Source organism: Maribacter vaceletii (assembly GCF_003634105.1).
In the GTDB taxonomy this organism is placed as follows: Bacteria; Bacteroidota; Bacteroidia; order Flavobacteriales; family Flavobacteriaceae; genus Maribacter_B; species Maribacter_B vaceletii.
This window is the reverse complement of sequence record NZ_RBIQ01000010.1, coordinates 80,167-102,142: the sequence shown is the minus strand read 5'-3', so window position 1 is coordinate 102,142 and position 21,976 is coordinate 80,167. Positions and strand designations below refer to the sequence as shown.

The 21,976-nt window shown below is 32.5% G+C and carries 23 protein-coding genes and 2 pseudogenes; 24 read left to right on the top strand and 1 reads right to left on the bottom strand.

Annotated features, from left to right (window positions below; translation table 11 throughout):
* Positions 1-88: 88 nt before the first annotated feature.
* From CLV91_RS17095 to CLV91_RS13315, 19 genes and pseudogenes are all read left to right on the top strand, one after another.
* Positions 89-319: pseudogene (locus tag CLV91_RS17095) on the top strand (helix-turn-helix domain-containing protein); the annotation flags it as partial.
* Between the two features lie 45 nt (positions 320-364).
* Positions 365-1,168, top strand: coding sequence for an integrase core domain-containing protein (locus CLV91_RS13400; protein ID WP_121068876.1), 804 nt, complete (start codon positions 365-367; stop codon positions 1,166-1,168).
* Positions 1,169-1,964: 796 nt separating this feature from the next.
* Positions 1,965-2,300 carry a single-stranded DNA-binding protein gene (locus CLV91_RS13395; RefSeq protein ID WP_121068734.1) on the top strand — a complete coding sequence of 112 codons (336 nt, stop codon included), beginning with the start codon at positions 1,965-1,967 and terminating at the stop codon, positions 2,298-2,300.
* 76 nt (positions 2,301-2,376) lie between these two features.
* Positions 2,377-2,826, top strand: a complete 450-nt coding sequence (locus CLV91_RS13390) for a JAB domain-containing protein (RefSeq protein WP_121068733.1) — start codon at positions 2,377-2,379, stop codon at positions 2,824-2,826.
* A gap of 12 nt (positions 2,827-2,838) precedes the next feature.
* The gene (locus CLV91_RS13385) at positions 2,839-3,036 is read left to right on the top strand and encodes a hypothetical protein (protein ID WP_121068732.1); all 198 of its coding nucleotides are present in this window, start codon (positions 2,839-2,841) and stop codon (positions 3,034-3,036) included.
* Between the two features lie 446 nt (positions 3,037-3,482).
* Positions 3,483-3,995 (top strand): BfmA/BtgA family mobilization protein, encoded by a 513-nt coding sequence (locus CLV91_RS13380; protein WP_121068731.1) that lies wholly within the window; start codon positions 3,483-3,485, stop codon positions 3,993-3,995.
* A gap of 1 nt (position 3,996) precedes the next feature.
* A complete protein-coding gene (gene mobB, locus CLV91_RS13375) occupies positions 3,997-5,025 on the top strand; it encodes a MobB family relaxase (RefSeq protein WP_121068730.1) in 1,029 nt (342 codons plus the stop codon).
* Positions 5,022-6,464 (top strand): type IV secretory system conjugative DNA transfer family protein, encoded by a 1,443-nt coding sequence (locus tag CLV91_RS13370; RefSeq protein WP_121068729.1) that lies wholly within the window; start codon positions 5,022-5,024, stop codon positions 6,462-6,464. Before mobB ends, CLV91_RS13370 begins: the two co-directional genes overlap by 4 nt.
* A 106-nt stretch (positions 6,465-6,570) precedes the next feature.
* Positions 6,571-7,410, top strand: a complete 840-nt coding sequence (locus tag CLV91_RS13365) for an RteC domain-containing protein (protein ID WP_121068728.1) — start codon at positions 6,571-6,573, stop codon at positions 7,408-7,410.
* A 249-nt stretch (positions 7,411-7,659) separates the two neighbouring features.
* Positions 7,660-7,938 (top strand): helix-turn-helix domain-containing protein, encoded by a 279-nt coding sequence (locus tag CLV91_RS13360; protein WP_121068727.1) that lies wholly within the window; start codon positions 7,660-7,662, stop codon positions 7,936-7,938.
* 102 nt (positions 7,939-8,040) lie between these two features.
* The gene (locus CLV91_RS13355; RefSeq protein WP_394340496.1) at positions 8,041-8,487 is read left to right on the top strand and encodes a hypothetical protein; all 447 of its coding nucleotides are present in this window, start codon (positions 8,041-8,043) and stop codon (positions 8,485-8,487) included.
* A 32-nt stretch (positions 8,488-8,519) separates the two neighbouring features.
* Positions 8,520-9,185 (top strand): P-loop NTPase family protein, encoded by a 666-nt coding sequence (locus tag CLV91_RS13350; protein WP_121068726.1) that lies wholly within the window; start codon positions 8,520-8,522, stop codon positions 9,183-9,185.
* 136 nt (positions 9,186-9,321) lie between these two features.
* On the top strand, positions 9,322-9,915 hold the full coding sequence (locus CLV91_RS13345) for a DUF6088 family protein (protein ID WP_121068725.1): 594 nt from the start codon (positions 9,322-9,324) through the stop codon (positions 9,913-9,915).
* A gap of 2 nt (positions 9,916-9,917) precedes the next feature.
* A complete protein-coding gene (locus CLV91_RS13340) occupies positions 9,918-10,913 on the top strand; it encodes a nucleotidyl transferase AbiEii/AbiGii toxin family protein (RefSeq protein ID WP_121068724.1) in 996 nt (331 codons plus the stop codon).
* Between the two features lie 7 nt (positions 10,914-10,920).
* Positions 10,921-11,268 (top strand): annotated as a pseudogene (locus CLV91_RS13335) (ATPase); the annotation flags it as partial.
* 118 nt (positions 11,269-11,386) lie between these two features.
* Complete coding sequence (locus tag CLV91_RS13330) at positions 11,387-12,430, top strand: ComEC/Rec2 family competence protein (RefSeq protein ID WP_170146757.1); 1,044 nt, start codon at positions 11,387-11,389, stop codon at positions 12,428-12,430.
* The gene (locus CLV91_RS13325; protein ID WP_121068722.1) at positions 12,427-13,134 is read left to right on the top strand and encodes a hypothetical protein; all 708 of its coding nucleotides are present in this window, start codon (positions 12,427-12,429) and stop codon (positions 13,132-13,134) included. Before CLV91_RS13330 ends, CLV91_RS13325 begins: the two co-directional genes overlap by 4 nt.
* 74 nt (positions 13,135-13,208) lie before the next feature.
* Positions 13,209-14,801 carry a hypothetical protein gene (locus tag CLV91_RS13320; RefSeq protein ID WP_121068721.1) on the top strand — a complete coding sequence of 531 codons (1,593 nt, stop codon included), beginning with the start codon at positions 13,209-13,211 and terminating at the stop codon, positions 14,799-14,801.
* Positions 14,785-16,473, top strand: a complete 1,689-nt coding sequence (locus tag CLV91_RS13315; RefSeq protein WP_121068720.1) for a hypothetical protein — start codon at positions 14,785-14,787, stop codon at positions 16,471-16,473. Before CLV91_RS13320 ends, CLV91_RS13315 begins: the two co-directional genes overlap by 17 nt.
* A gap of 119 nt (positions 16,474-16,592) precedes the next feature.
* On the opposite strand, the gene CLV91_RS13310 is transcribed toward CLV91_RS13315, so the two are convergent.
* On the bottom strand, positions 16,593-17,198 hold the full coding sequence (locus CLV91_RS13310) for an N-acetylmuramoyl-L-alanine amidase family protein (RefSeq protein ID WP_245987189.1): 606 nt from the start codon (positions 17,196-17,198) through the stop codon (positions 16,593-16,595).
* 219 nt (positions 17,199-17,417) lie between these two features.
* Here CLV91_RS13310 and CLV91_RS13305 point away from each other — a divergent pair, with 219 nt between their 5' ends.
* From CLV91_RS13305 to CLV91_RS13285, 5 genes are read left to right on the top strand one after another with little or no spacing between them, the layout of a single operon-like run.
* Positions 17,418-17,705, top strand: a complete 288-nt coding sequence (locus tag CLV91_RS13305) for a hypothetical protein (protein ID WP_121068719.1) — start codon at positions 17,418-17,420, stop codon at positions 17,703-17,705.
* Between the two features lie 48 nt (positions 17,706-17,753).
* Positions 17,754-18,053 carry a hypothetical protein gene (locus tag CLV91_RS13300; RefSeq protein WP_121068718.1) on the top strand — a complete coding sequence of 100 codons (300 nt, stop codon included), beginning with the start codon at positions 17,754-17,756 and terminating at the stop codon, positions 18,051-18,053.
* An 18-nt stretch (positions 18,054-18,071) separates the two neighbouring features.
* Entirely contained in the window at positions 18,072-20,477 is a 2,406-nt protein-coding gene (locus tag CLV91_RS13295; RefSeq protein ID WP_121068717.1) for a TraG family conjugative transposon ATPase, read from the top strand.
* A gap of 37 nt (positions 20,478-20,514) precedes the next feature.
* The gene (locus tag CLV91_RS13290) at positions 20,515-21,102 is read left to right on the top strand and encodes a conjugal transfer protein (protein WP_211333225.1); all 588 of its coding nucleotides are present in this window, start codon (positions 20,515-20,517) and stop codon (positions 21,100-21,102) included.
* Between the two features lie 3 nt (positions 21,103-21,105).
* Positions 21,106-21,948 carry a hypothetical protein gene (locus CLV91_RS13285; protein WP_121068716.1) on the top strand — a complete coding sequence of 281 codons (843 nt, stop codon included), beginning with the start codon at positions 21,106-21,108 and terminating at the stop codon, positions 21,946-21,948.
* Positions 21,949-21,976: the final 28 nt, after the last annotated feature.

Sequence of the window (21,976 nt, the reverse complement as noted above, 5' to 3'; positions counted from 1 at the left end):
TAACAACTACTATGGAACAAAAAATCGAATTTATTTGTGAATGGCATACAGGAAATTATACCATAACGGAATTATGTAAAAGTTTAAAATCTCTAGACCTACCACTTATAAGTTAATAAGCAGATTTGAAAATCAAGGGTTTGAAGGCTTAAAAAAACACTCTAGAGCTCCTGGAAAACACCCTAATGCAACTAAAGAGAATATCGTTGAAAGTATTTTAAAATTAAAAAAGAAATACAAGCTTTGGGGAGCTAAGAAAATAAGAGAATTATTGTTTAAAGAATTTACAACCCAAGAAGTGCCTTCGGTGGTTACGGTTCACAATATTCTTAAAAGGAACGGTTTAGTATGTCCTCAAAAAAGAATGCGAAGAGTAAAACCAGTCCACCCTATTTTTGACCCTAAATCTTGTAATGAAGTATGGAGTGCTGATTACAAAGGAAAGTTCTTAATGGGGAATAAAATCTATTGTCATCCATTGACAATTGCAGACTCCAGAAGCCGATTCTTATTCACCGCTAAAGGTCACTATAAAGAAAACTTAAAGTCTGCTAAGGCTGAATTTAAAAGGGTTTTTAGAATATATGGTATCCCTAAACAAATACACACAGACAATGGAAGTCCTTTTGGTTCTGTTAGAGCTATTCAACGATTTACACAACTCTCCTATTGGTTTATAGAACTTGGTATTGCTCCAGTATTTTCTGACCCTGCTAGTCCGCAACAAAATGGAAGACATGAACGTATGCATCGTGATTTAAAGGCCGCTTGTGCCAAACCTTCTGCTTATGACCTAAAGACTCAACAAAGACGTTTAAATCACTTTGTAAAGGAGTATAATAACATAAGACCACATGAAGCATTAGGCATGAAAACACCTGCCGATATACATGACTTTTCTACCAGAGCTTTTCCGGAAAGAATACCTAACTTTGATTATGATACTAAGTATAAAGTTCTTAAAGTAACAGAAAGTGGAGCTATTAGATGGAAGTCCTATTATTGGGTATATGTATCTGCAGCTTTAAAAGGAAAATATGCTGCTATTGAAAACCTTGGAAATGGAATTTGGAAAGTATTTTATAGAAACGTATTTTTAGGATACTTTGATGAAAAACATCTTAGAAAAAAACAACAATCGACAAGGTTAGAAACTAATTTAGTGTAAATCCTAATCTTTAATTTGTGTAAATTATGTTCCTTTACGAACAAACGCATCGAACTTTATAAAAGATTAAGGTTTAATACTTATATTGTGTTTAGGGTCTTTAATTGTCCTGCGAAAAACTTTTTCTAATTCAAAAGGTTTTAAAAGAAGAAAAGACTTTTTTTACAAAGAATCCCTTACCTAGGAAACTTTATTACATCTGTTTATTTGGCGTAATTTTAGTCGCTATGTATTTACCTATGTTTAAGTTAAGCAGTGTGGTTGGTAATTAAAATCATCAATTTTTTTGCTTAGAGCCAGTAATTATATTCAAAAATTGTTATTTCTGAAATTGAGAAGAATGAAATAGTTTCCGTTTTTAATTGCAGATACTATTTTATTTGTTGCCATATGGACTTTGTTGTTAGGTATAAATGTATAAATAATTTACTTAGTCCCACTCCCTTCCATTTTAAACTTCACATAGTTTTTAATTCACTTACCGAACCTCCATTATCACCTTTTTTTGTTAGCAAAACAACAACATTCTGTTTTGAACTACGGCATAAACCAGGCTCATACTTCGCTCTTTTTTATACGTCTTATCAAATCTGAATATTGAATAACACAGTGCATCAAAAAAAGGTAACAACGAAGGCTCTATGGGAAGTAAATCAAAATATCGAGTTATGAAATCATCTCAAAATATCCAACAAGGAAGTGGAACTAAAGAAAAATCAAAAAAGGAAAACACTCTGGATATACTAAGTAAATCACTATTAAAACAAATGAATATTAATCTTTTAAATCTATACGTATGAGTACTATTAAAAATCATGTACAGTTAATCGGAAATGTTGGACAAGAACCAACTATTACAAATTTGGAAAGTGGTAAAAAAGTAGCTCGTTTTTCTTTAGCTACCAATGAGAATTACAAGGACAGTAAAGGCGAAAAACAAACCGATACGAATTGGCATACGGTTGTTGCTTGGGGTAAGACAGCAGAAATCATTGAAAAATTTGTAAACAAGGGAAAAGAGGTCGGAATTGCAGGAAAACTAAAGACTAGAACCTACGAAACCGAAGAAGGAAACCAACGTTATGTTACCGAAGTAGAAGCAAATGAAATACTATTAATGGGTACTAAGTAAATCAAAAAAAGAAAGAGGGCATCTCTCGCAAAAGTTCTGCCCTCTTTTTCATTATTAATCTCTTAAGAAAAGAACAATGAAAAACAAAGTTAACGAAATACAAGTTAGTTACAAAGAGCGAGTGCCAGCCCCTTTTTGGCAAAAGATAAGTTCATCCCAGGATGCAAGTGATTTGTTATTTCAGCATTGGAATAAAAATACTATAGAGCTACACGAATCCTTTAAAGTGATGTTATTAAATAACAGTAATAAAGTAAAAGGTATTTATCAATTATCAGAAGGTGGTATTACAGGAACCCTTATTGATTTACGCATATTATTTGCCGTAGTATTAAAAACGGTATCGGTAGCTATAATACTATGTCATAACCATCCATCAGGAAAATTAGAGCCAAGCGAAGCGGATAAACGAATAACCGAAAAAATTAAGAAAGCTGCGGAACTTTTGGATGTGAAAGTATTAGACCATTTGATTATTACTCCAAATGGAGCGTATTATAGTTTTGCGGATAATAATCTATTATAATATACAGTAATCATGGTATACTTAAATTATAACAACCTAGACGAAGAAACACAGCAACATTTACTTTCCGTTTCTAAGAAAGAGGTAGAGCGTAAATTTGGCGAGGATTTAAAAGTTTATGCGAAGGAAAATCATATAGAGTATACTACCATTCTATATGAAGAAGCTGTCAAGAATTTATACAGTTATCACTATATTTTTAATATTTAATTTTTTAAAAAACCTCTTAGACCTTTGAATTTTCAAGGGTCTTTTTTTTTTGCTATTGCTGCATAGGATATTTTAAAACCTGACACTTTATTTTATACGAAATCTTCAAATCATATTCAATACCATAAAAACAGGGTATTTGGCATCATTCTACGTTTCAATTTCTCAATTCAAATAGATAGATTTATAAGGCTAGATATTTAGAAAAAGGCAACCGTTTTTTTAATCTGGTTGTTCGAAATTTTGTTCGCTTTGGGCGAACGAAAAGGTGAAGCAAGAGGATAACACGCAAAGCGATGTTTTTTATTCATTTTAGTTTTAACCTGCTGATTTTAAGCTATTTGCAAAACGTCCTATTGTGATGAAGATATGTGTTTGACGCAAAACGCACCCAATCCCAATAAAACAGTCATTTTTTGCGTCAAAAAAGGAGAGAATAATTAAAAATGGATACTTTTTCTACCATACGATTTAAAATAAAAGTTGCCAATAGGTTTAGGAAGTTCTCTAAGCAAGTTGCACAAACGCATACGGAGGCTATGGAAGCTATGCTCAATTTTTTCGATTGGAACGACCTTTCTCCAAACGATAATTTGGGAGTTAAAAATGAGCGAACCAATAAACGTATTAATGCTGTTATAGCTATTCTAAAGAATATAGAGAAGTACCAGACTAAACCAACTGCTGCAATGATACAAACCTTGTTTGAAGAAACTACTAAACTTGAAAATGAAGAAGAAAGTTTTGCAATTGAAACACCAAGTTTAATAACGGAACATGAAGAACTAGATTATTACCGAAAGGAATATTTCAGGGTTAAAGAAAACTACCAGGGGTTGAAACAGGATTTGGAAAGCATCCTACATAAAAAACAATATGTACGAAGCAACTTTGGAAACGGATATTTTAAAATAGAAATGGATAAAGAAACTTTGGAAGAACTAAAGAAAAAATTATAAGATGTATATCACAATTACACCACACAAAACCGATGGAAACTATGCGCAGAGTTCTGCGGATTTTGTAGCCTATCTAGAAAAGGAAAATGAAGGAAAGGCTATAATTGACCAGGAGCATTTTTTCAATCAATATGGAGAAGAAATTACTGGAGCAGAAGTTATAAAAGAGATTGATGGTAATACTGCAAAACTAAAGAAAACAGAACCTAAGTTTTATTCCATCACGATCAATCCCAGCCAAAGAGAACTTAAACAATTACAAGATCCTAAAAAGGATTTAAAAACGTATACACGAGAATTGATGAAGGATTATGCTAAAGCTTTTAATCGTGAAATCCATGGACGAGCTGTAACAGTAGAGGATATTAAATACTATGCCAAAATTGAAAAGGTGAGGACCTATAAAGGAACGGATAAGCAAATACAAGAAAACCAACCCTATGCCACAAAGATACTTCAGTTGAAACATGACATTAGAGAAATTCAAGCAGGTAGATTAGTGGGGAACGTAAAAACAATAGAAAACAAAATTGCGCAATTAGAAAAGGAAGCGCCACACCAACAAAATGGTAAACGTATTGTAAGAGGCATGCCAAAAGAAGGCTCACAGAGTCACATCCATATTATTGTCAGTCGCAAAGATATTTCCAATTCCGTGAGTCTTTCTCCTGGAAGCAAACACAAAGCTTCGGAAGTAACTATGCACGGTAAATCTGTAAAACGAGGGTTTAATAGGGATGCATTCTTTGCAACTTCAGAAAAGACTTTTGATAGTGTATTTAAATACAAACGAAATTATGTAGAAACGTATCAAGGTAGAAAGACGTTTCTTAAAAACCCAAAGTTATATTTCTCCGTCCTTTCAGGGCTTCCAACGAATGAAAAAGCTACTGCTTACAAACTGCTTTCTAAATCTGGAGTACCTATTATGAAGATTCCAACAAATAAAATACAGTTAGCCATTAAGGTCATCAATAAATTAAAACAAGGTTTAGACAAAGCGATACAATCTGGTTCTATTGGTACATGAGTATTTCTATTGCACATAGCATCCTTTACATTATTATTCCATTACTAATGGTAAGCATTGTTTTATATGTATTCTTTCATCAGGAGCGATCCACGACTACAGATAAAAAGTATAGCGTTCGTTTTAAATTAAAAAGAGGCACCTTTAAAATTGAGAATATTAAAAGAGGTGTTTCCATAATAGGAGCAGCTGGAAGTGGAAAAACGGAGAGTGTCATTTATAATTTTATGCAGCATTTTAGCAAAAATGAATTCTGTGGAATAATACACGATTATAAGGATTTTGAGTTAACTGAAATTGCTTATCCACTATTTGATAATAAGGACATTAAGTTCTATACAATTTCATTTGATGAAATTCATTTTAGAGTAAATCCTATTGCGCCCAGGTATTTGCCTAATGAAGAAAGCGTAAATGAGGTGTCTAAAGTGTTACTCGAAAATTTACTGGAACAGAATCTTTCGGAAGCTTCAGGGAGTAGCAAATTCTTTGCAGATGCCGTAGAAGGTTTATTAAGTGGTTTGATTTGGAAATTAAAAACAGCATATCAGGACTATTGTACTTTACCACATGTAATAGCCTTGTTTCAGTCCATGAATACAAAAAAGCTAGTTACTTTTTTAAGTTCCGATTTAACCTCTAAAAGTATGGCGAGTGCTTTTATTAATGGAATAGAATCTGAAAAACAAACCGCAGGTGTTAAAAGTACTCTAGCCAATGCCTTTAAAAAAATAAGCTCCAAAAAACTATTCCTGGTGCTGTCTGCAGATGAAGTTCCTTTGGATATTAATAACTCGGAAAACAAAGCAGTTATTTCTATAGTAAATAATCCGCAATATGAATCGGCTTATTCTCCAATCATAGCTATGATAATGCATACCGTAGTAAAACAAATGAGTTTGCGGAATCGAGAATCTTCATTTATTTTAATGGAAGAGGCTCCCACAATAAAGCTATTGAATATGCATCGTATTCCTGCAACCTTACGAAGCTATGATATTGCTACGGTTTATGTAATGCAAGACAAGATTCAGAATGATATGCTCTATGGTGAAAAAGCAAGTAAAGCGATTTTGAGTAATCTTTCGTATCAGTTCTTCGGAAAAGTGAACGACCCAGATACTGCCAAATATTATGAACGTTTTTTTGAGTTGGTAAAGATGGAAACCACAAGTGTTAATAAAGGGTTTAATCTCAATTTTGATACTCGAATTACCAAAGGGGAGAAGGAAGTATCTAAACGCAGGGCAGATATTTTTTTTAGACTGAAACAAGGGGAATTTATAGCTTTTGCCGATGGTAGAGATAAACGAGTAAATTTTAAATTACAGCCTATAATTAAGGAGCTTCCCAAAACTAAGAAAGACTATTCATCGGAAGACTTACGATTAAACTTTGAACGAATTTATAGAGAAATAAAAAAGATAATTGTAAAGTAACGTATGTGTATACGACTATGATTGAGAGAATTAACTTTCGTAGATGAAATTTTGGGAATTTTTGAAAGAATAATTATTTCTGAGAACATCGCCTAAGTGTGTATATATGGCTTACCAGAATATATTGTTAGATTTTAATACAAAGCTAAAGAAAATACAAAGTAGAAATCTTACTTTTTTAAATGAATCCAATTTAGTCAATGTACTTTGTATACAAACTTTAGGAACATTAAAAAAAGTGGTGCAAGAAAAAGGATTTAAAAATAACCAAGCAGAAATTCAATTCTTTAAAACCATTAAGGTAATTCCTATGAAGTATTTAATTTACTATACAGAGGTGCGCTCTTGTGAACTGCGTATGCCTAAGATTGGCGTATCTCCAAAACTGGAATTCCTAAATAAACAAATCAATAAAGTCAATACCCTATTTGGTAGGCATACCGAATTCCTATTGTATATGGAAGAAGGATATACACATTTCGATACGCATTATTTTACCAGAGAACATCTAAACCATATACCAATAGTTAAAAGCTACCCTTATTTTAAGGATACCGTGTTTAATACTTCACACGATGAAACATGGGCAAGAATAAAAGGGCTTGCAATTTTTATAAAGTATCTCAAGCATAAAAAAGAAGAAGTACAAAATGCAGATAGAATTATTAAAGAAAGTAAAATAAGTTGGACAGGGCCTTATTCTGCTTTGGTGGAATTATTATATGCCTGCCAATCTATGGGATATTTCAATAATGGAAATACTAGTAATAACCACATTTTTGATCTGTTTGCAGATTTTTTAAATATTAAGAAAGGAAATTTTTCAAGAACGTATAGTGAGATTAAAGCACGCAAAGGTTCTCGTGTAAAATTTTTAGAAGAAGCTGCCCAGAAATTGTTAGATAAAATGGATCAAGAAGATGGTTTTCACAAAGATGAATTGTAACCGAACTCGGTTGCACATCTGTTTTCGTTTTAGAAGCGGTTTATAATGTCTGTTTAATATAAATATCCCCTCAAAATAAGTTAAATAGAATCAATTTTTAGGAATGTTAAAATATAACCGAACTCGGTTATGACTCTGATTAAATACCAAGATGAACTATCATTTTTGTAGAACGAAAGTCAAATCAAAGCAAAGTCGTCATTTAAAAATTTGACCTTGGCGGCTTTGTTTTTAAAAACAGTTTTACAAATGGGAGCAACTATTATTACCACCGAAGATCTTCGAGAATTTAAAATGGAATTACTCGATGATATTAAACAATTATTAAATAACCAATCTGGACATTCCGCAAAAAAATGGCTAAAATCTCCAGAAGTTAGAGACCTTTTAGGGATTTCTCCAGGCACTTTACAAAATCTACGAATCAATGGCACTTTGCCCTATACCAAAATAGGAGGGGTACTGTATTATGATTATCAAGAAATCATGCAGGTTTTAGAGCAAAACAGAATTCATAACAAATTTTAGGGGTTGATTCTGCAAGAGATAAATTATATAAAACATCTCAATGGTGTGTTTGCGCAATTTTCCAAGGATAGTAGATTGAATCCAACCCATATCAGTTTGTATGTGGGGTTATTTCAAATTTGGAATACCAACTTTTTTAAAGAAGAATTCTATGTGAATAGGGCAGAAGTTATGGAGTTTTCAAAGATTGGTTCTAAGTCTACGTACCATAGATGTATAAAGGAATTAAGTCATTGGGAATATTTACTGTACACGCCATCGCACAACCCATTTAAAGGGAGTAGAATTAAGATGTTTCATTTTGGGACAAGTACCGAACAAGCTCTGTACCCAAGTCGTACCGAAATAGGTACAAGTGCTGGACAAGCATTGGTATCTATAAACAAACATATACAAACTATAGAAAACAGTAAAAACTTAAACAAACCTAAAAATTTTAAAATTTTAAATTCTCAGAATTCTAAAACAGAAGAAAAACAAAACGCAACTGTTTCATATCAGGACAACCTAAAGACCAGTTCAAATAAAAATTATGATGAGCCACTATGACTCTCGGTACCACAAACCGATGTCCTTAAATTATGAAGAGTAGAATATTACCACATATCATTGTAGAAGGGAGTGCACAATATACACTTGGAGATTTTGATGGCAGTAGTGTAATTTATGATTTTGATAAAATACTCATCTATCTCCAAGCAAAAGGGAAACTATTGTTTGGTAAAAACTTTAAAATTTACGAAGCAGACCGGGAGATACTTTTTAAGCTGTGCAATTACTTTATCAAAGACGAAGCAAATTGTAAAAAGCTAAATATAGACCCCAATAAAGGAATCCTACTTTCTGGGCCTGTTGGTTGTGGTAAGACCAGTTTAATGAAATTACTACGTCATATTGTACCACATCAAAAACCGTATAAAATCATTCCTACTAGAAACATTGCATTTGGGTTTAATCATATTGGTTATAAAACCATAGAAGATTATGGTGATAGCCAATACTTTTGTTTTGATGATTTAGGTGTAGAACCTATGGGGAGGTATTATGGAAAAGACTGCAATGTGATGGGGGAAATATTGCTTTCGCGATATGAGTTCTTTTTACAAACCAAAATGAAAACCCATGTTACTACGAATCTAAACGCGGCAGAGCTAGAAGAGCGTTATGGTAATCGGGTGCGTTCTAGAATGCGGCAAACGTTTAACTTAATAAGTTTTGACGCAAAGTCAGTTGACAAAAGATGTTGAATATTTACTCGCTCTGGCTTTTATATACACCCGTTTTCTGCTTAGGTCAATAATGCTCTCAAGAATAGTATTCGAAATAAGTTAGGCAATTGTCCCAAATATTTACTAAATTTGGGACATAATAAATAAATAAGGAATGACTAATTCAGTTCAAACTAGAATTGAAAACGAAATAAAATCAATGAAGAAAGGGAGTATTCTATTCCCTTCAAACTTTGATGATATGGGGAATGTTGAAGTGGTAAAAAAATCATTATTAAGGCTTGAAAACAAAAAGTTCTTAGTCAGGCTAGCTCATGGAATATATCTATACCCAAAACAAGACAAACTTTTAGGCGTTTTATATCCTACAATAGAAGAAATTGCAGTAGCAATTGCTGCCCGAGATAAAGCACGAATTATCCCAACAGGAACAACAGCTCTTAATAAGTTAGGATTATCAACTCAAATTCCAATGAACGTTGTTTTCTTAACGGACGGAGCTCCAAGAAGTATAGTAGTTGGTAAAAGAACCATAAAATTTAAACGAACCTCTCCAAAGAACTTAGCTGTAAAAGGAGAAATTACAAGTTTAATTATTCAAGCGCTTAAGGAAATTGGAAAGGACAATGTAACAGCAGCCCAATTAGAAAAAATTAAAATACATCTTGAAAAAGAAAAGCAAGAAATTATTGGACATGATGCTAAACTAGCACCTGCTTGGATATCAAAAATCATGAAGAATAATTAAACATGAAAGCGTTTATACAACTTAGCAATAAAGATAAACTGAACATATTCAATCAAGTCAGTGAAAAAACTGGGCTTCCATCTTCTGCAGTTGAAAAAGATTGGTGGGTAACTTTAGCATTGCATATTATATTTTCTTTGTCGTATTCAAAACATATTGTTTTTAAAGGAGGAACATCTTTGAGTAAAGCTTGGAATTTAATAGAGCGTTTTTCAGAAGATATTGACTTGGTAATTGACAGAAAACATTTAGGTTTTGAAGGTCAATTGAGTAAAACTCAAGTTAAAAAATTACGTAAGGCATCTTGCTCCTTTATTGGGGGTGAATTTTATAAAGACATCAATGCTGCTTTAACTAAACTAGGTGTTCCAGATTATGAATTAGTTGTTCAAGAAACAAAAGACACAGACACTGATCCTTTAGTTATTGAATTACGATATACATCTTTAACAGAAAAATCGGACTATTTAAGACCTAGAGTGCTGATAGAAGTTGGCGCACGTTCCTTAATGGAGCCAGTAGAAAACAAAGCTATTATTTCTATGGTTTCAGAGGTATTTAGAGAACTCCCATTTGCGGAAACAGAAATAATAATACCTGTTGTTTCTCCTAAGCGAACCTTTTTGGAGAAGGTATTCCTATTACATGAGGAATTTCAAAAAGACACTAAGTTTATAAGAGTAGAAAGAATGAGTCGTCATTTGTATGATTTAGAAAAACTAATGGATACAACTCACGGCACAGAAGCCCTGAAAGATGTTGAATTATACGATACAATTGTTGCACACAGAAAAAACTTTAATGCCATAAGAGGTATTGACTACGCAAACCATAGCCCCCAATTAATTAGTATTCTGCCGCCAGAAGAAACCATTAAAGATTGGGAGAAAAATTATAAAACTATGCAAGAAAGTATGTTTTATGGTACTACAATTAGTTTTGACAAGCTGATGGAAAGAATTACTGAATTGAATACTAGAATTAAAACAGTTTCATGATGAATGAAAACCGTATAAAATCATTCCAACTAGAAACATTGCTTTTGGGTTTAACCATATTGGTTATAAAACGATAGAGGACTATGGTGATAGTCAATACTTCTGTTTTGATGATTTAGGTGTTGAACCAATCGGACGACATTATGGTAAAGATTGTAATGTGATGGGGGAGATTCTGCTTTCTCGTTATGATTTATTTTGTCATCCAGAGCTTAGTAGAAGAGTAAAAACACATGCTACAACCAATCTTAATGCTCAAGAACTGGAGGAGCGCTATGGTAACAGAGTTCGTTCTAGAATGCGACAGTTATTTAATTTGGTAGCCTTTGATAAGGGTTGTGGGGATAAGAGGTAGTATTTTGATTACTCATTTGTAAGTGTCAGCTTGTCAGTAATTTAATATTGGAGAGGTTTTTGAATAAGTAGTAGAAATATCGCAAACCAATTTAATTATGAATCAATTAGAAATAGATATGCTTCCCGTTGGTGATGGAGAGAAAAGTGGAGATGCATTAGCTATGCGTTTTGGGGACTTTAGTAATAAAGAAAAAGAACAATACATCGTAGTTATTGATGGAGGTAGTAAAGACTCTGGAAAAAAACTAGTAGAACTAATTAAAAATCAATATGGGATGAACTATGTTGATTTAGTTATCTCGACACATCCAGATAGTGACCATACGTCAGGATTACGAGTGATACTAGAAGAAATGTCTGTAGGTAAATTATGGATGCATTTACCATGGAATCATTCTGACAGAATTCGTGATTTATTTCATGATGGACGAATTACAGACGAGAGTCTTAAAGAAAGGATGAGAAAGGCATATCGTTATGCATATGAACTTGAACAAATAGCTAATGAAAAAAACATACCGATAGAAGAGCCTTTTGCTGGTACTAGTTTTTTAAATGGGACTATTCAAGTTCTTGGGCCTACTGAAAAGTATTATGAGGAATTACTTGTAAATTCAGCTAAAACACCAGAACAAAAAATGGCAGGCTTAGTCGGGAGTCTTGAAAGAACTTTTGCTTCAGCAAAATCTACAGTTTTAAGTTGGATTGAAGAAACTTTTGATATTGAAACATTAGACGAATCTGGGGACACTTCCTCAGAAAATAATTCTAGTGTTGTTAACTTATTAAATTTTGATAATAAGAAGTTTTTATTTACAGGAGATTCAGGCATTCCAGCATTGAAGAAAGTCATAGAGTATTCTAAAGTTTATGGTATAGATATTTCAAGAGTTAATTGGAAGCAAGTTCCACATCATGGAAGTCATAGAAATATTTCCCCTTCAATATTAGATGAGATAAAAACGGAATATGCATTTGTCTCAGCATCAAAGGGAGCGCCGAAACACCCTAGTTATAAGGTAACTAATGCATATATACGAAGAGGTGCAAATGTTTATACAACTGAGGGTAATATTTTGAATCATCATTTAAATTGTAATACTCGCAATGGTTATGGTACAGCAGTTCCCTTCACTTTTCAAAACAAAGTTCAAGAATGATAAATAAATATGAGTTAAAAGCAAGAGTATATCCAAGTGTAATAACTTTATTGCCAATAATCATTGTTGGATTATACTTTTCAATTGATTACCAAAATATTTATAGTCTTATCGGAGGGTTAGGTCTGACAACTATTTTAACTTTTGTTCTAGGTCAGTTAGGTCGAGACAAAGGGAAGAAATCTGAAAATAGGCTTTGGAATGAATGGGGAGGAGCTCCGAGTACTCAAATTTTGCGATTTTCAAATAATTCTCTGACTAAATATTTAAAAAAAGATATTCATGCTAAAATGGCTGATTCTACAGGAATTGGTTCTGAAAACATGAAAAGCTTAGAGCGTAAGAACCCAGAAAAAGCAGATAACATTTATGAAACATGGTGTCATAAATTAAGAAGTTTAACTAGAGACACAGCGAAATATAAGTTACTATTTAATGAAAATATCAATTATGGGTTTCGTAGAAATTTATGGGCTTTAAAAGTACCTGCCATAATATTTATTATGGTTGGTGTTTTAATTATTTTACTATCGGAATATTATTCAAATATTAAGATGTTTAACCTAACATCAGGCGCAATTATTTCACTATCACTTTTAGGAATTCTATTAGTTTTTTGGATTTTTATAATAAAAAAATCATGGATTAAAACAGTTGCTTTCGCTTATGCTAAAAGACTAGTTGAGTCTTATGATACAACATAATGTTTTTGACAAAAAAAAAGAACTATTAACGCATTTATATATACATTCATTTTTTATTTAACCAAAGTCAAACAATGCTTAGTTTATTTTTAAAACGCTTGAAAGAAAATCCTGAATATTTTGAATTCTGGCAAGATTTTCATGCGTATTGTAGAGATTTTGATATACCAGATAAAAAAGAGTTTATTGAACTATTGCCACTAATATCTAATAGAATTAAGAATAATATGGCGGGCTATTCAATTTATGAATCACTTAGAAAGTATACCTGTAAACAACCTGAAGATGCAATCGAGATATTGCATATGATTGAAGAAGAGGGAAATCCGGATATTTTTGAATTTAACACTGCAATATTTGGTGGTCTATCTGAAAGCAAAACAGATTATCCATATCAAGATAAAATTTTATCACTTATTAATAGCTCTAGTGAAGATGTGACTCATTTAGGGATTAGTGCAGCTTATCAAGTTGTGATAAAAGACCCAAAAGAAGAACTAATATTTTTAAATAAAATTCAAGATAGCATAAAGAAGGTAGCAGAGAGGAATTCTAAAAAAAGCTTAGGAATTATAACAAGATTTTATAATAAGTACTTAAAAAAAATAGATGGCGCAAAAGGAATCATTATAAAGTTGTTATCACTAAAAAATATAGATGTTCAAAATGAAGTAGCTAGGTCTATAAATGAGGAATTTAAGCTTGACGAGGATAAAGATTACTTTCAAAACTGCTTGAATTTATTGACTTATACTGATGCTAAATACAAAGGTATTTATAGTACAATACAATATAGGTTAAAAAGCATAACAGTTTCACATCCTGATGTTATAGAGGAGTTTATTAATAATTGGGTTAATAATAATAATAATAATCTCAAAGGAATTTCAGTTTTAGAAGGTATAGTACAAGAACTTTATTTTAATCACCCCAAAGTTATCGAAAAGTTGTTTTTGGATTGGTTGAATTCTGATAATAATTTGTACAAATTTGCTTTACCATTCGTAATAAGTAACTTAAGCTCTAAAGTAGATAGTATTGGACTTGAGAAAGAATCACTAAAAGATTTTTCCGATGTAGATTCCGTTTATATAGTATATATGATTGTAGGTCATATTCTAGACAGAAAATATGCCTCAGAGATGCTTTTCAGTATTTTAGAGGTAAAATATAATAGTGAACGTGTAAGAAACCATATTGCAACATTATTTGTAAAATACTTAATAATAAATTATTACTCTGTCACAGAGATTTTAAAGAAGAAAAAAAAATCAGCGAACAAAGTCATTAAGTCTGTTATCGACCAAATAATCGATGCTTCGGAACAATATTATCAGCAAGTTTCTGATTTAGAGTTGGTAAACGAGTTTGAGCCTTCTGATAAACGAATGCAGTACTTTCTAAAACAACAAAACGTTCAAATACAAAAACTAATGGATACTTCTGAAAATAAAAGAGACTCCTTTTTGGATATGCTAACAAATGTGAATCTTAGAGCCGGTAAATCCTTTTTTTCAAAGCACAAAGGGGAATACTCTCAGGAATCTGAAATGCAAAGTTTCAGAAGCAGTTTCGAGGTAGCTCGTGTTCAATCTATTGACGAAATAGGTCAAGAGAAGCTTAGATTAATGTGGCAAAATATGAAACGTGATGAACTTTCTAACTAGCGAATACTTAGCATTATTAAAAGAAGATGGTGAACTTGACACTTTACTGATTGATATTCTCAATAGTAAGGGTATTACTCCTATATCTAAACCGCAAAAGGGTAGACAGTATGGTGTGGATATAGCAGCCATTGGAAAAGATAAGGATAAAGTCGAAAAATTATTTCTTATAACTGTAAAGCAAGGAAATATTGCTCGTTCTGTTTGGGACTCTGGACAAAATAGTGTTCGACAATCCCTAAATGAAATAAGGGAAGCTTACATAAACACATCATTAACTGCTCGTCAAAAAAAGCTTCCAAAAGTAATTGTCGTTGCTACAAACGGTGTCCTTGAGCAAACTATACAAATTAGTTGGGCTCAGTATACCGAAAAATTTAAAGAAGAAGGTCTTGAGTTCGATTTTTGGGGTATTGACGATATATCCAAAATGGTTTCAGAAAATCTTCTTTCTGAAAGACTCTTTAATTCCGAAATGCGTTCGCTTTTAAAGAAGACATTAGCTTTTTTGGAACTTAAAGATTATGACTTAAATCATTATAAAAAGCTCGTAAATCTAATTCTAGATAAACCGCTTAAAACAAAAAAACCTGTACTCAAGAGATTAAAACTATTACAAATATGCCTTAGTATCGTTTTTAAATGGGCAGAAGATAATGGTTACATTAAGTCAGCCATATATGCTGCTGATAAAACCATCTTAAAATCATTTGAATGGCTAAATAGTCAAGACCATTTTAAGGAAAAATATGTTTATTTAGAGTTTTACAACCTTCATTCTATAAGACGTGAAATAGGCATAGCATATTTCAATAAAGTTAATAATTATTATTTCGTTGAACATAGTTTACAACGTTATTCGAAAAATCAAATTGAATATAGTTTGACCGTTTGGGAAGAGATAGGAATACTTGCTAATATTGGTTTAACCGAAATTAGACATTATCAATATCATTTGAATCAAAAAACTCAAGAACTTGCAACAGTTTATGAGAGGTCAGTAATCACTATATCTGAAGCTTTGGTTTCTTTAATTAAGACAAACCCTCCATCTCACTACCCTCTTTATGATAATCATATAATTGATATTGAACCAGCAATGAGATTTCTCTATCTAACAGGGAAAAAAGATGAATGTATAAAATGGCTAAGGACATTAGTTGTAGGAATTCATGATGCAAAAATATTAAAGGGGTTCTTTCCTTTATTCAGAGAAAATTATGAAAGCTTAGTAGATTATTATATAGGTACTAAAAAGCAAGATGAAAAATCAAGTATGCTTCTTACGTTTCTTGCTGACTGGTGTGCTATATTAAATAGCAATGAAGCATATGAGGATTTGAAAAAAATTCTAGAACTTTTTGACAAAAAACTAAATCTTCAAATTTGGTTTCCGAAATCGGAAACAGAAGAATTTTATTTGAACAACTTGTATAGTAGGGAATCGGGTAAAGTTAAACATTCAATTACACTATATGATTTATTAGAAGATTATAAAAAAGAGATGAAAGAAGAAGTCGAACTTTTCTCATCAGAAAAAGAATTTGATTCCATTAAAGTCGGTTATGATTTTATTTTTACAATTACGAGTCTGTATCATCGTGAACTACCATTCCCATTCTTTTGGAGAAGGTTCATTGAAACGAGTAATGAAATGTATCCAGACACTTAACAAATTAAGAGGTTTTTCTATAAAAGTTGTTTGATAAAAGAACTAAATTCTTTTAATAGATTTAAAAACAGCTAAAATTAACTCCCTCAAACCCCTCACTATCTCAACAAAAAACTCTTTCATAATGCCGAATTTAAATAATTAGTAATCCCTATTAATACAGCCAATGCCATAGCCTTACTATTTTTAGGCTTTAAAAAATAGTCGGCTTCATCTGTATTGGTAATAAACCCCATTTCCACAAGCACTGCCGGAAAAACAGAAACTGTTTCCCGAAGTACCTGGAAATTAGCAAATTTTACCCCACGTTTTTTAAAGCCTAACTTTTCAGTACTTTCCTGGAGTATAGATAATCCTAAAGCAATAGACACCTTGGTATACAAATTATCTGAAGTATGGACGTAAACTTCCATTCCTTTAGAATACGTTGGTGAAGCATTACAATGTAAAGACACAAATGCATCTGCATGCAACCTTTTAGCTAATTGAGTCCTATCGGATAAAGAAATTAAAGTGTCTTTATATCGGGTTAAGTAGATATCAAAGTTACCCTCTAAAAGTGTTTTATTCAGTCTAATAATTTCTTTAGCAATATGTAAAACCACTTCTTTTTCTAGAATTCCATGTATACCGATAGCGCCAGTATCTTTTCCGCCATGTCCAGGATCTATAACAATCACTTTTTGTTGTCCAAAAAGGAAACACATTTTCAGTAGCAAAAGCATAAAGCTGACGTTTTGGAGCATCTTTTTCCAACGTATTTTCATAATCGAGATGATTTTATTGCAGGTTTCTAATAAGATTTGATTCGTTTTATTCTCCATTAAAAGCAAAACAATTCAAACAATATTATTTATGTAAAATATTGATAATCAGTTGTTTGAATTCAAATATAGTGTATTTTTATTACAACGAAAATGTAATATAATTTAAACTATTTGAGCATGAAAAAATCAATCTATCTAAGCGCATTTTTATTATTTATAACCAACTCCATTTTTGCACAAATTGGAGGTATTGAAGATTCTGTTACCGATGTTTCGGATACTATAAGAACCATCTTTCCCATAATTCTAGGAATAATTTTTTTAATAGGTTTTCTATTCAATGCAGGACATTTTTTTGGTGAAAATGCAGATTTAAAAAAAGGAATCACCCGGGTATTGGTATTTGTACTTATTGCAGGTGCAGTAGTAGGGATTTTCACTTACCTAATCGGTATCGTAGTCTAAGTCGCTAAGCGACATTAAGTATGAATGTATTATGAAAAATGATGTTATATGAAAAAATACGAAGTATATAAAAATATTAGAAAACGAGCGGTAATTATGGGTTTGCCCATATCGCTGTTTGCTTTAATGATGACATCCGTAATTGGTTCGCTATTGTTTATCATTTTTTCTTTTAGTTTTCTAGTCATCCTTTGTGTTTTCGTACTTAATGGAGTCTTGTATATAGCATTAACACATTTTACAAAGAACCCTTCGCTATTGCACTTTAAGAAGGTATTTCCGCAAACCATCAGTAATAAAAATGCCTGCATCGCAGGTATTTTAGAAGGTCATTCGGTTCTCAAATAACTAAAACTATTAATCTATATGAAAAAACTAAATCTATCCGCATACCATCCGATTATAGATATACAAGACAACATAATATTCGCTAATAATGGTAATGTTGTTCTTGGTTATAAAGTAGATTCCCCCGAAATCTACTGCTTATCCGAAAAAGACTTTGAAGATATGCACGGTTCGTGGTTTCAGGCTTTTAAATCCTTACCCACAAGCACAGTTATCCATAAACAAGATATTTACAAAAAGGACGAATATTCGGCAGATAAATTACCTAATAGTACTTTTTTACAAAGGGCTACAAATAGCTATTTTAAAGGACGAGAATACCTAGTACATTCCAGCTACCTCTATTTTATTTTGCCAAATAACAAAGCTTTGAATGCGGCTAAGTTTACTAACCCATTTCGGAAAGTAGAGAAAGGTATTTCTAAAGAATTAGATACGAATGTTCAGGAATTTATAGGCTCTGTAAAGGATGCCGTTTCTTTTATCAATAATAGCCGCAAAGTGGCACTAAAGCCATTAAACGAGAGTGAAATACTAAATGTATGCGATGCCTACTTTAATGGATTTAATGAAGGTTTTGATACGGATATACAACTGAAAAAAGAGAATATTGAAATTGGAAACAACCATTTTGATGTTCTGGCAGTCAATAGCGAACTCTGTTTTGGAGATGTAGTACAGAGTAGTAAAACCAATGATAAATTCACTTCCGACGATTTTGTATTCCATCAAGGTTTTATGGATGGATTAGGATTGAATCTGAATGAAAACCATATCCTTAATCAAATCATCTATCTAGATGATAAACACAAATGGAGAAAACTATTAGATAAGAAAATTGAAGAACTCAGTAAGAGTTCAAACTTCGGAACACAGAACAAAGTCATTCAAAAAAAGATTGAGGCTATTGTTGCTAAAATTAATGAAGATGACAGCTCAAGAATTATACGCGGGCATCTCAATATTATTTTCTGGTCGCAAGAAGCCCAACAGCTATGTACTATTGCCTCCAAAATAAAAACGGAATTTAAGGAATTGGATATTGTTCCGTACTACCCAAAAGGGGAGGAGCGGAAAAATTATTTTCTGAATTCCTATTGCTGTTTTTCTTCCAACTTCTCTAATGAAGATTTGTATGTAACAGATTTAAAACATGCCTTGTGTTTGTATATCAATAACACCAATTATAAATCGGATGCAACGGGCATCTTATTTAATGACCGGCAGCATAATATTCCAGTACTCAAAGATGTTTGGGATGAAAAGAAAAAGCGTATCAAAGCCAGAAATTTTGCCATTTTCGCTCCAACAGGAGAAGGGAAATCTTTTTTAGCCAATAATATACTTCGCCAATACTTTGAGGATGGTGTTCGGTTAGTGATTATAGATTTAGGAGGCTCGTATTCTAAGTTTGCCAAACTCTATCCAGACGATCATATTATTCTACGTTACGAACAGGGAAAAAACTTGGGAATTAATCCGTTTTATATTTCTAATGAAAGTGATTTAACTCCAGAACGATTAGAAGATTTAGCTGTATTTATACTAGAGCTGTTGGCTTCTGGAAAAGAAACTACCAAAGCGGAAGAAGTAGCCGTTAAAAAAGTGTTGTTGCATTATTATGCTACCGTTAGAACAGGACATTCCTTAGCTACTTTATATCAATTTGTAGATGCGAAAAAGGATATCCTTATGGAGGAAATCAAAGTAAGAGAAACACATTTCAGTGTCTACAATTTTCTACACATCCTTTCGGAATATGTGGATAATGGATTATACAGTTTTCTATTCCATGTAAGCGAAGATCAGACGTATAAAATAGAAGACAAGCGGATGATAGTATTTGAATTGGATGAAGTAAAAGATAATAAGGAAATCCTTTCGGTAATGTTAAAGCTAATTAAGTCCGCCATACAACGAACCATTTGGCGCAACAAAGCGGAAAAAGGCATCATTCTTTTTGATGAGTTCGCCAAGCAGTTGAAATTCGACAATGTATTAGAAAGTGTAGAATTCTATTATCAAGCGATTCGAAAACAAAACGGAGCTATCGGTATTATTCTACAATCGATTAATCAACTCCCTAACAATTCCACTTCGGCAAGTATTCTAGAAAATACCCAAGTGATTTATAGCCTGAATAATGAAAAAGGCTACGAAGAATTAAAAAATAGGCTTAGCCTATCTAGTCACGATTTAAATCAATTAAAATCTATCCGAAACAATCTTACTGGAGAACGAAAGTACACGGAGATGTTTATCAAAATAGGAAAGGAAAGCAATATTTTCCGATTGGAAGTCCCAAACGAAGTGTATGCCGCATACCTAACCGACGGTAAAGAAAGCGAGGCCATAATGGCCATTTATGAGGAAACTCAAAATATGGAGACCGCTATCAATGAATTTATAGAAAAGAATTATTAATAAAAACCAGGCAATGCCTGTTAAAATCAAAAAAATTATGAAACAGAAAATGAAAACATTAGGAATAGTACTGACTTTGACCTTAATCCTTTTATTGCCTGGCCGTGCTACGGCCCAAGGGGTGCCGGTGTATGATAATACCAATTTTATTAGCTTTATTAAATCCCTGTTAGAATCAGGGAAACAGACCTCTCAATTATTAAAAACCGTAAAGTTTCTAAAAAAGCAAAAGGAGAATGTGGAACAAGTCAATAATGTCATAAAACAATTGAAGGCAGTGAAGGAACTGGCAAGCAACAATCAAAAATTATTTGATATGGTACAGGTAGATTTACGTGAGATTTTTAATTCACCCTATATAAAACCGCATGAAGTAAATCGGATATCCGAGTCCTTTAATGCTATTATAGAAAATTCTATGGAAGGAATGGATTATATAGATCAGATACTCTCCAATGGCAGCCTAAAAATGAGCGATGCTGAACGGGCAGAAGTATTAAAAGCAAAAGAGCTAGAATCTAAAGAAATGGTGGCGGAAATAGAAGCAAAGACCAGGCGTTATCGAGAGATTATTTCTTTTAGAGAAATGCAGTCCGTTATCAACAGCAGGAAAGCAAAATACTAACGGATGTCAGGTCTAGCTTTAAGTATAGGATTAGAATATGTAGATGCGGTATTTACCACGATTAAGAATAGTGATTTTTCGCAATACACCATGACAGGAATGAAAACCCTTGCTATTCTGTTCTTTCTAATTAATATCTTAAAAAAATACAATGAAGGCGTAGCGAATAATGAAGGGTATACTTGGGGATTAACCCCAGCAGAATTAGCCAAGAATTTTGCGGTAATTATTCTAGTTATTTTTTCTACCCAGGTATTGACTGTTTTTGATACCATATTGGTAGCTATTGAAGGACAATATAGAGATACGGCTCCAGCACTCCTCCCGTTACAATTACAAGATGTGGACTTGGAACAGGATGTGGGTGCTTTGGAAGCCGCCAAAAAAGCAATGGCTATGCTTTATGAAGCCTTGGTAACCCCATTGTATGGTCTTAAAATGTTGTCCTTTATTGTAGCTATGTTTCTATGGTTGCTAGATTTGTTTATCTATCCATTGTTTCTGGCAGAACGTTATTTTTTATTAGGCATAATGCAAGCATTTTTTCCTTTGGTAATTAGTCTTGCCGTATTTGAGAAATTTAGAAGCCTAGCGTATAATTTCTTTAAACTCTATGCAGGAGTATATATGTTGGTACCCGCCTTTTTTCTTGTAAATGTATTTGTCAATAATCTCTATACAGAAATCAATACTAATTTTTGGAGTAGTCTTTTTGGCACCGATTGGGGAAGTAACTTTTTTGCACCATTATTACAATTTGGCTCTATAGGGTTTATAGTGCTATTAAAATTTAAACTCTACAGAAGAGCCACCTCTTTCGTCTTCAAACTTTTTTCAGGCGGATAAGTGGGCCTATGCACATGGAATAATTAAA

Coding starts and splice junctions, on each gene's coding strand:
- CLV91_RS13350 (WP_121068726.1), top strand. CDS start 8,520: ATGAAGAGTAGAATATTACCACATATCATTGTAGAAGGGAGTGCACAA.
- CLV91_RS13290 (WP_211333225.1), top strand. CDS start 20,515: ATGAAACAGAAAATGAAAACATTAGGAATAGTACTGACTTTGACCTTA.
- CLV91_RS13385 (WP_121068732.1), top strand. CDS start 2,839: ATGGTATACTTAAATTATAACAACCTAGACGAAGAAACACAGCAACAT.
- CLV91_RS13325 (WP_121068722.1), top strand. CDS start 12,427: ATGATAAATAAATATGAGTTAAAAGCAAGAGTATATCCAAGTGTAATA.
- CLV91_RS13365 (WP_121068728.1), top strand. CDS start 6,571: ATGGCTTACCAGAATATATTGTTAGATTTTAATACAAAGCTAAAGAAA.
- CLV91_RS13295 (WP_121068717.1), top strand. CDS start 18,072: ATGAAAAAACTAAATCTATCCGCATACCATCCGATTATAGATATACAA.
- CLV91_RS13330 (WP_170146757.1), top strand. CDS start 11,387: ATGCTTCCCGTTGGTGATGGAGAGAAAAGTGGAGATGCATTAGCTATG.
- CLV91_RS13380 (WP_121068731.1), top strand. CDS start 3,483: ATGGATACTTTTTCTACCATACGATTTAAAATAAAAGTTGCCAATAGG.
- CLV91_RS13360 (WP_121068727.1), top strand. CDS start 7,660: ATGGGAGCAACTATTATTACCACCGAAGATCTTCGAGAATTTAAAATG.
- CLV91_RS13320 (WP_121068721.1), top strand. CDS start 13,209: ATGCTTAGTTTATTTTTAAAACGCTTGAAAGAAAATCCTGAATATTTT.
- CLV91_RS13340 (WP_121068724.1), top strand. CDS start 9,918: ATGAAAGCGTTTATACAACTTAGCAATAAAGATAAACTGAACATATTC.
- CLV91_RS13400 (WP_121068876.1), top strand. CDS start 365: ATGCGAAGAGTAAAACCAGTCCACCCTATTTTTGACCCTAAATCTTGT.
- CLV91_RS13305 (WP_121068719.1), top strand. CDS start 17,418: ATGAAAAAATCAATCTATCTAAGCGCATTTTTATTATTTATAACCAAC.
- CLV91_RS13310 (WP_245987189.1), bottom strand. CDS start 17,198: ATGCTTTTGCTACTGAAAATGTGTTTCCTTTTTGGACAACAAAAAGTG.
- mobB (WP_121068730.1), top strand. CDS start 3,997: ATGTATATCACAATTACACCACACAAAACCGATGGAAACTATGCGCAG.
- CLV91_RS13395 (WP_121068734.1), top strand. CDS start 1,965: ATGAGTACTATTAAAAATCATGTACAGTTAATCGGAAATGTTGGACAA.
- CLV91_RS13285 (WP_121068716.1), top strand. CDS start 21,106: ATGTCAGGTCTAGCTTTAAGTATAGGATTAGAATATGTAGATGCGGTA.
- CLV91_RS13370 (WP_121068729.1), top strand. CDS start 5,022: ATGAGTATTTCTATTGCACATAGCATCCTTTACATTATTATTCCATTA.
- CLV91_RS13390 (WP_121068733.1), top strand. CDS start 2,377: ATGAAAAACAAAGTTAACGAAATACAAGTTAGTTACAAAGAGCGAGTG.
- CLV91_RS13345 (WP_121068725.1), top strand. CDS start 9,322: ATGACTAATTCAGTTCAAACTAGAATTGAAAACGAAATAAAATCAATG.
- CLV91_RS13315 (WP_121068720.1), top strand. CDS start 14,785: ATGAACTTTCTAACTAGCGAATACTTAGCATTATTAAAAGAAGATGGT.
- CLV91_RS13300 (WP_121068718.1), top strand. CDS start 17,754: ATGAAAAAATACGAAGTATATAAAAATATTAGAAAACGAGCGGTAATT.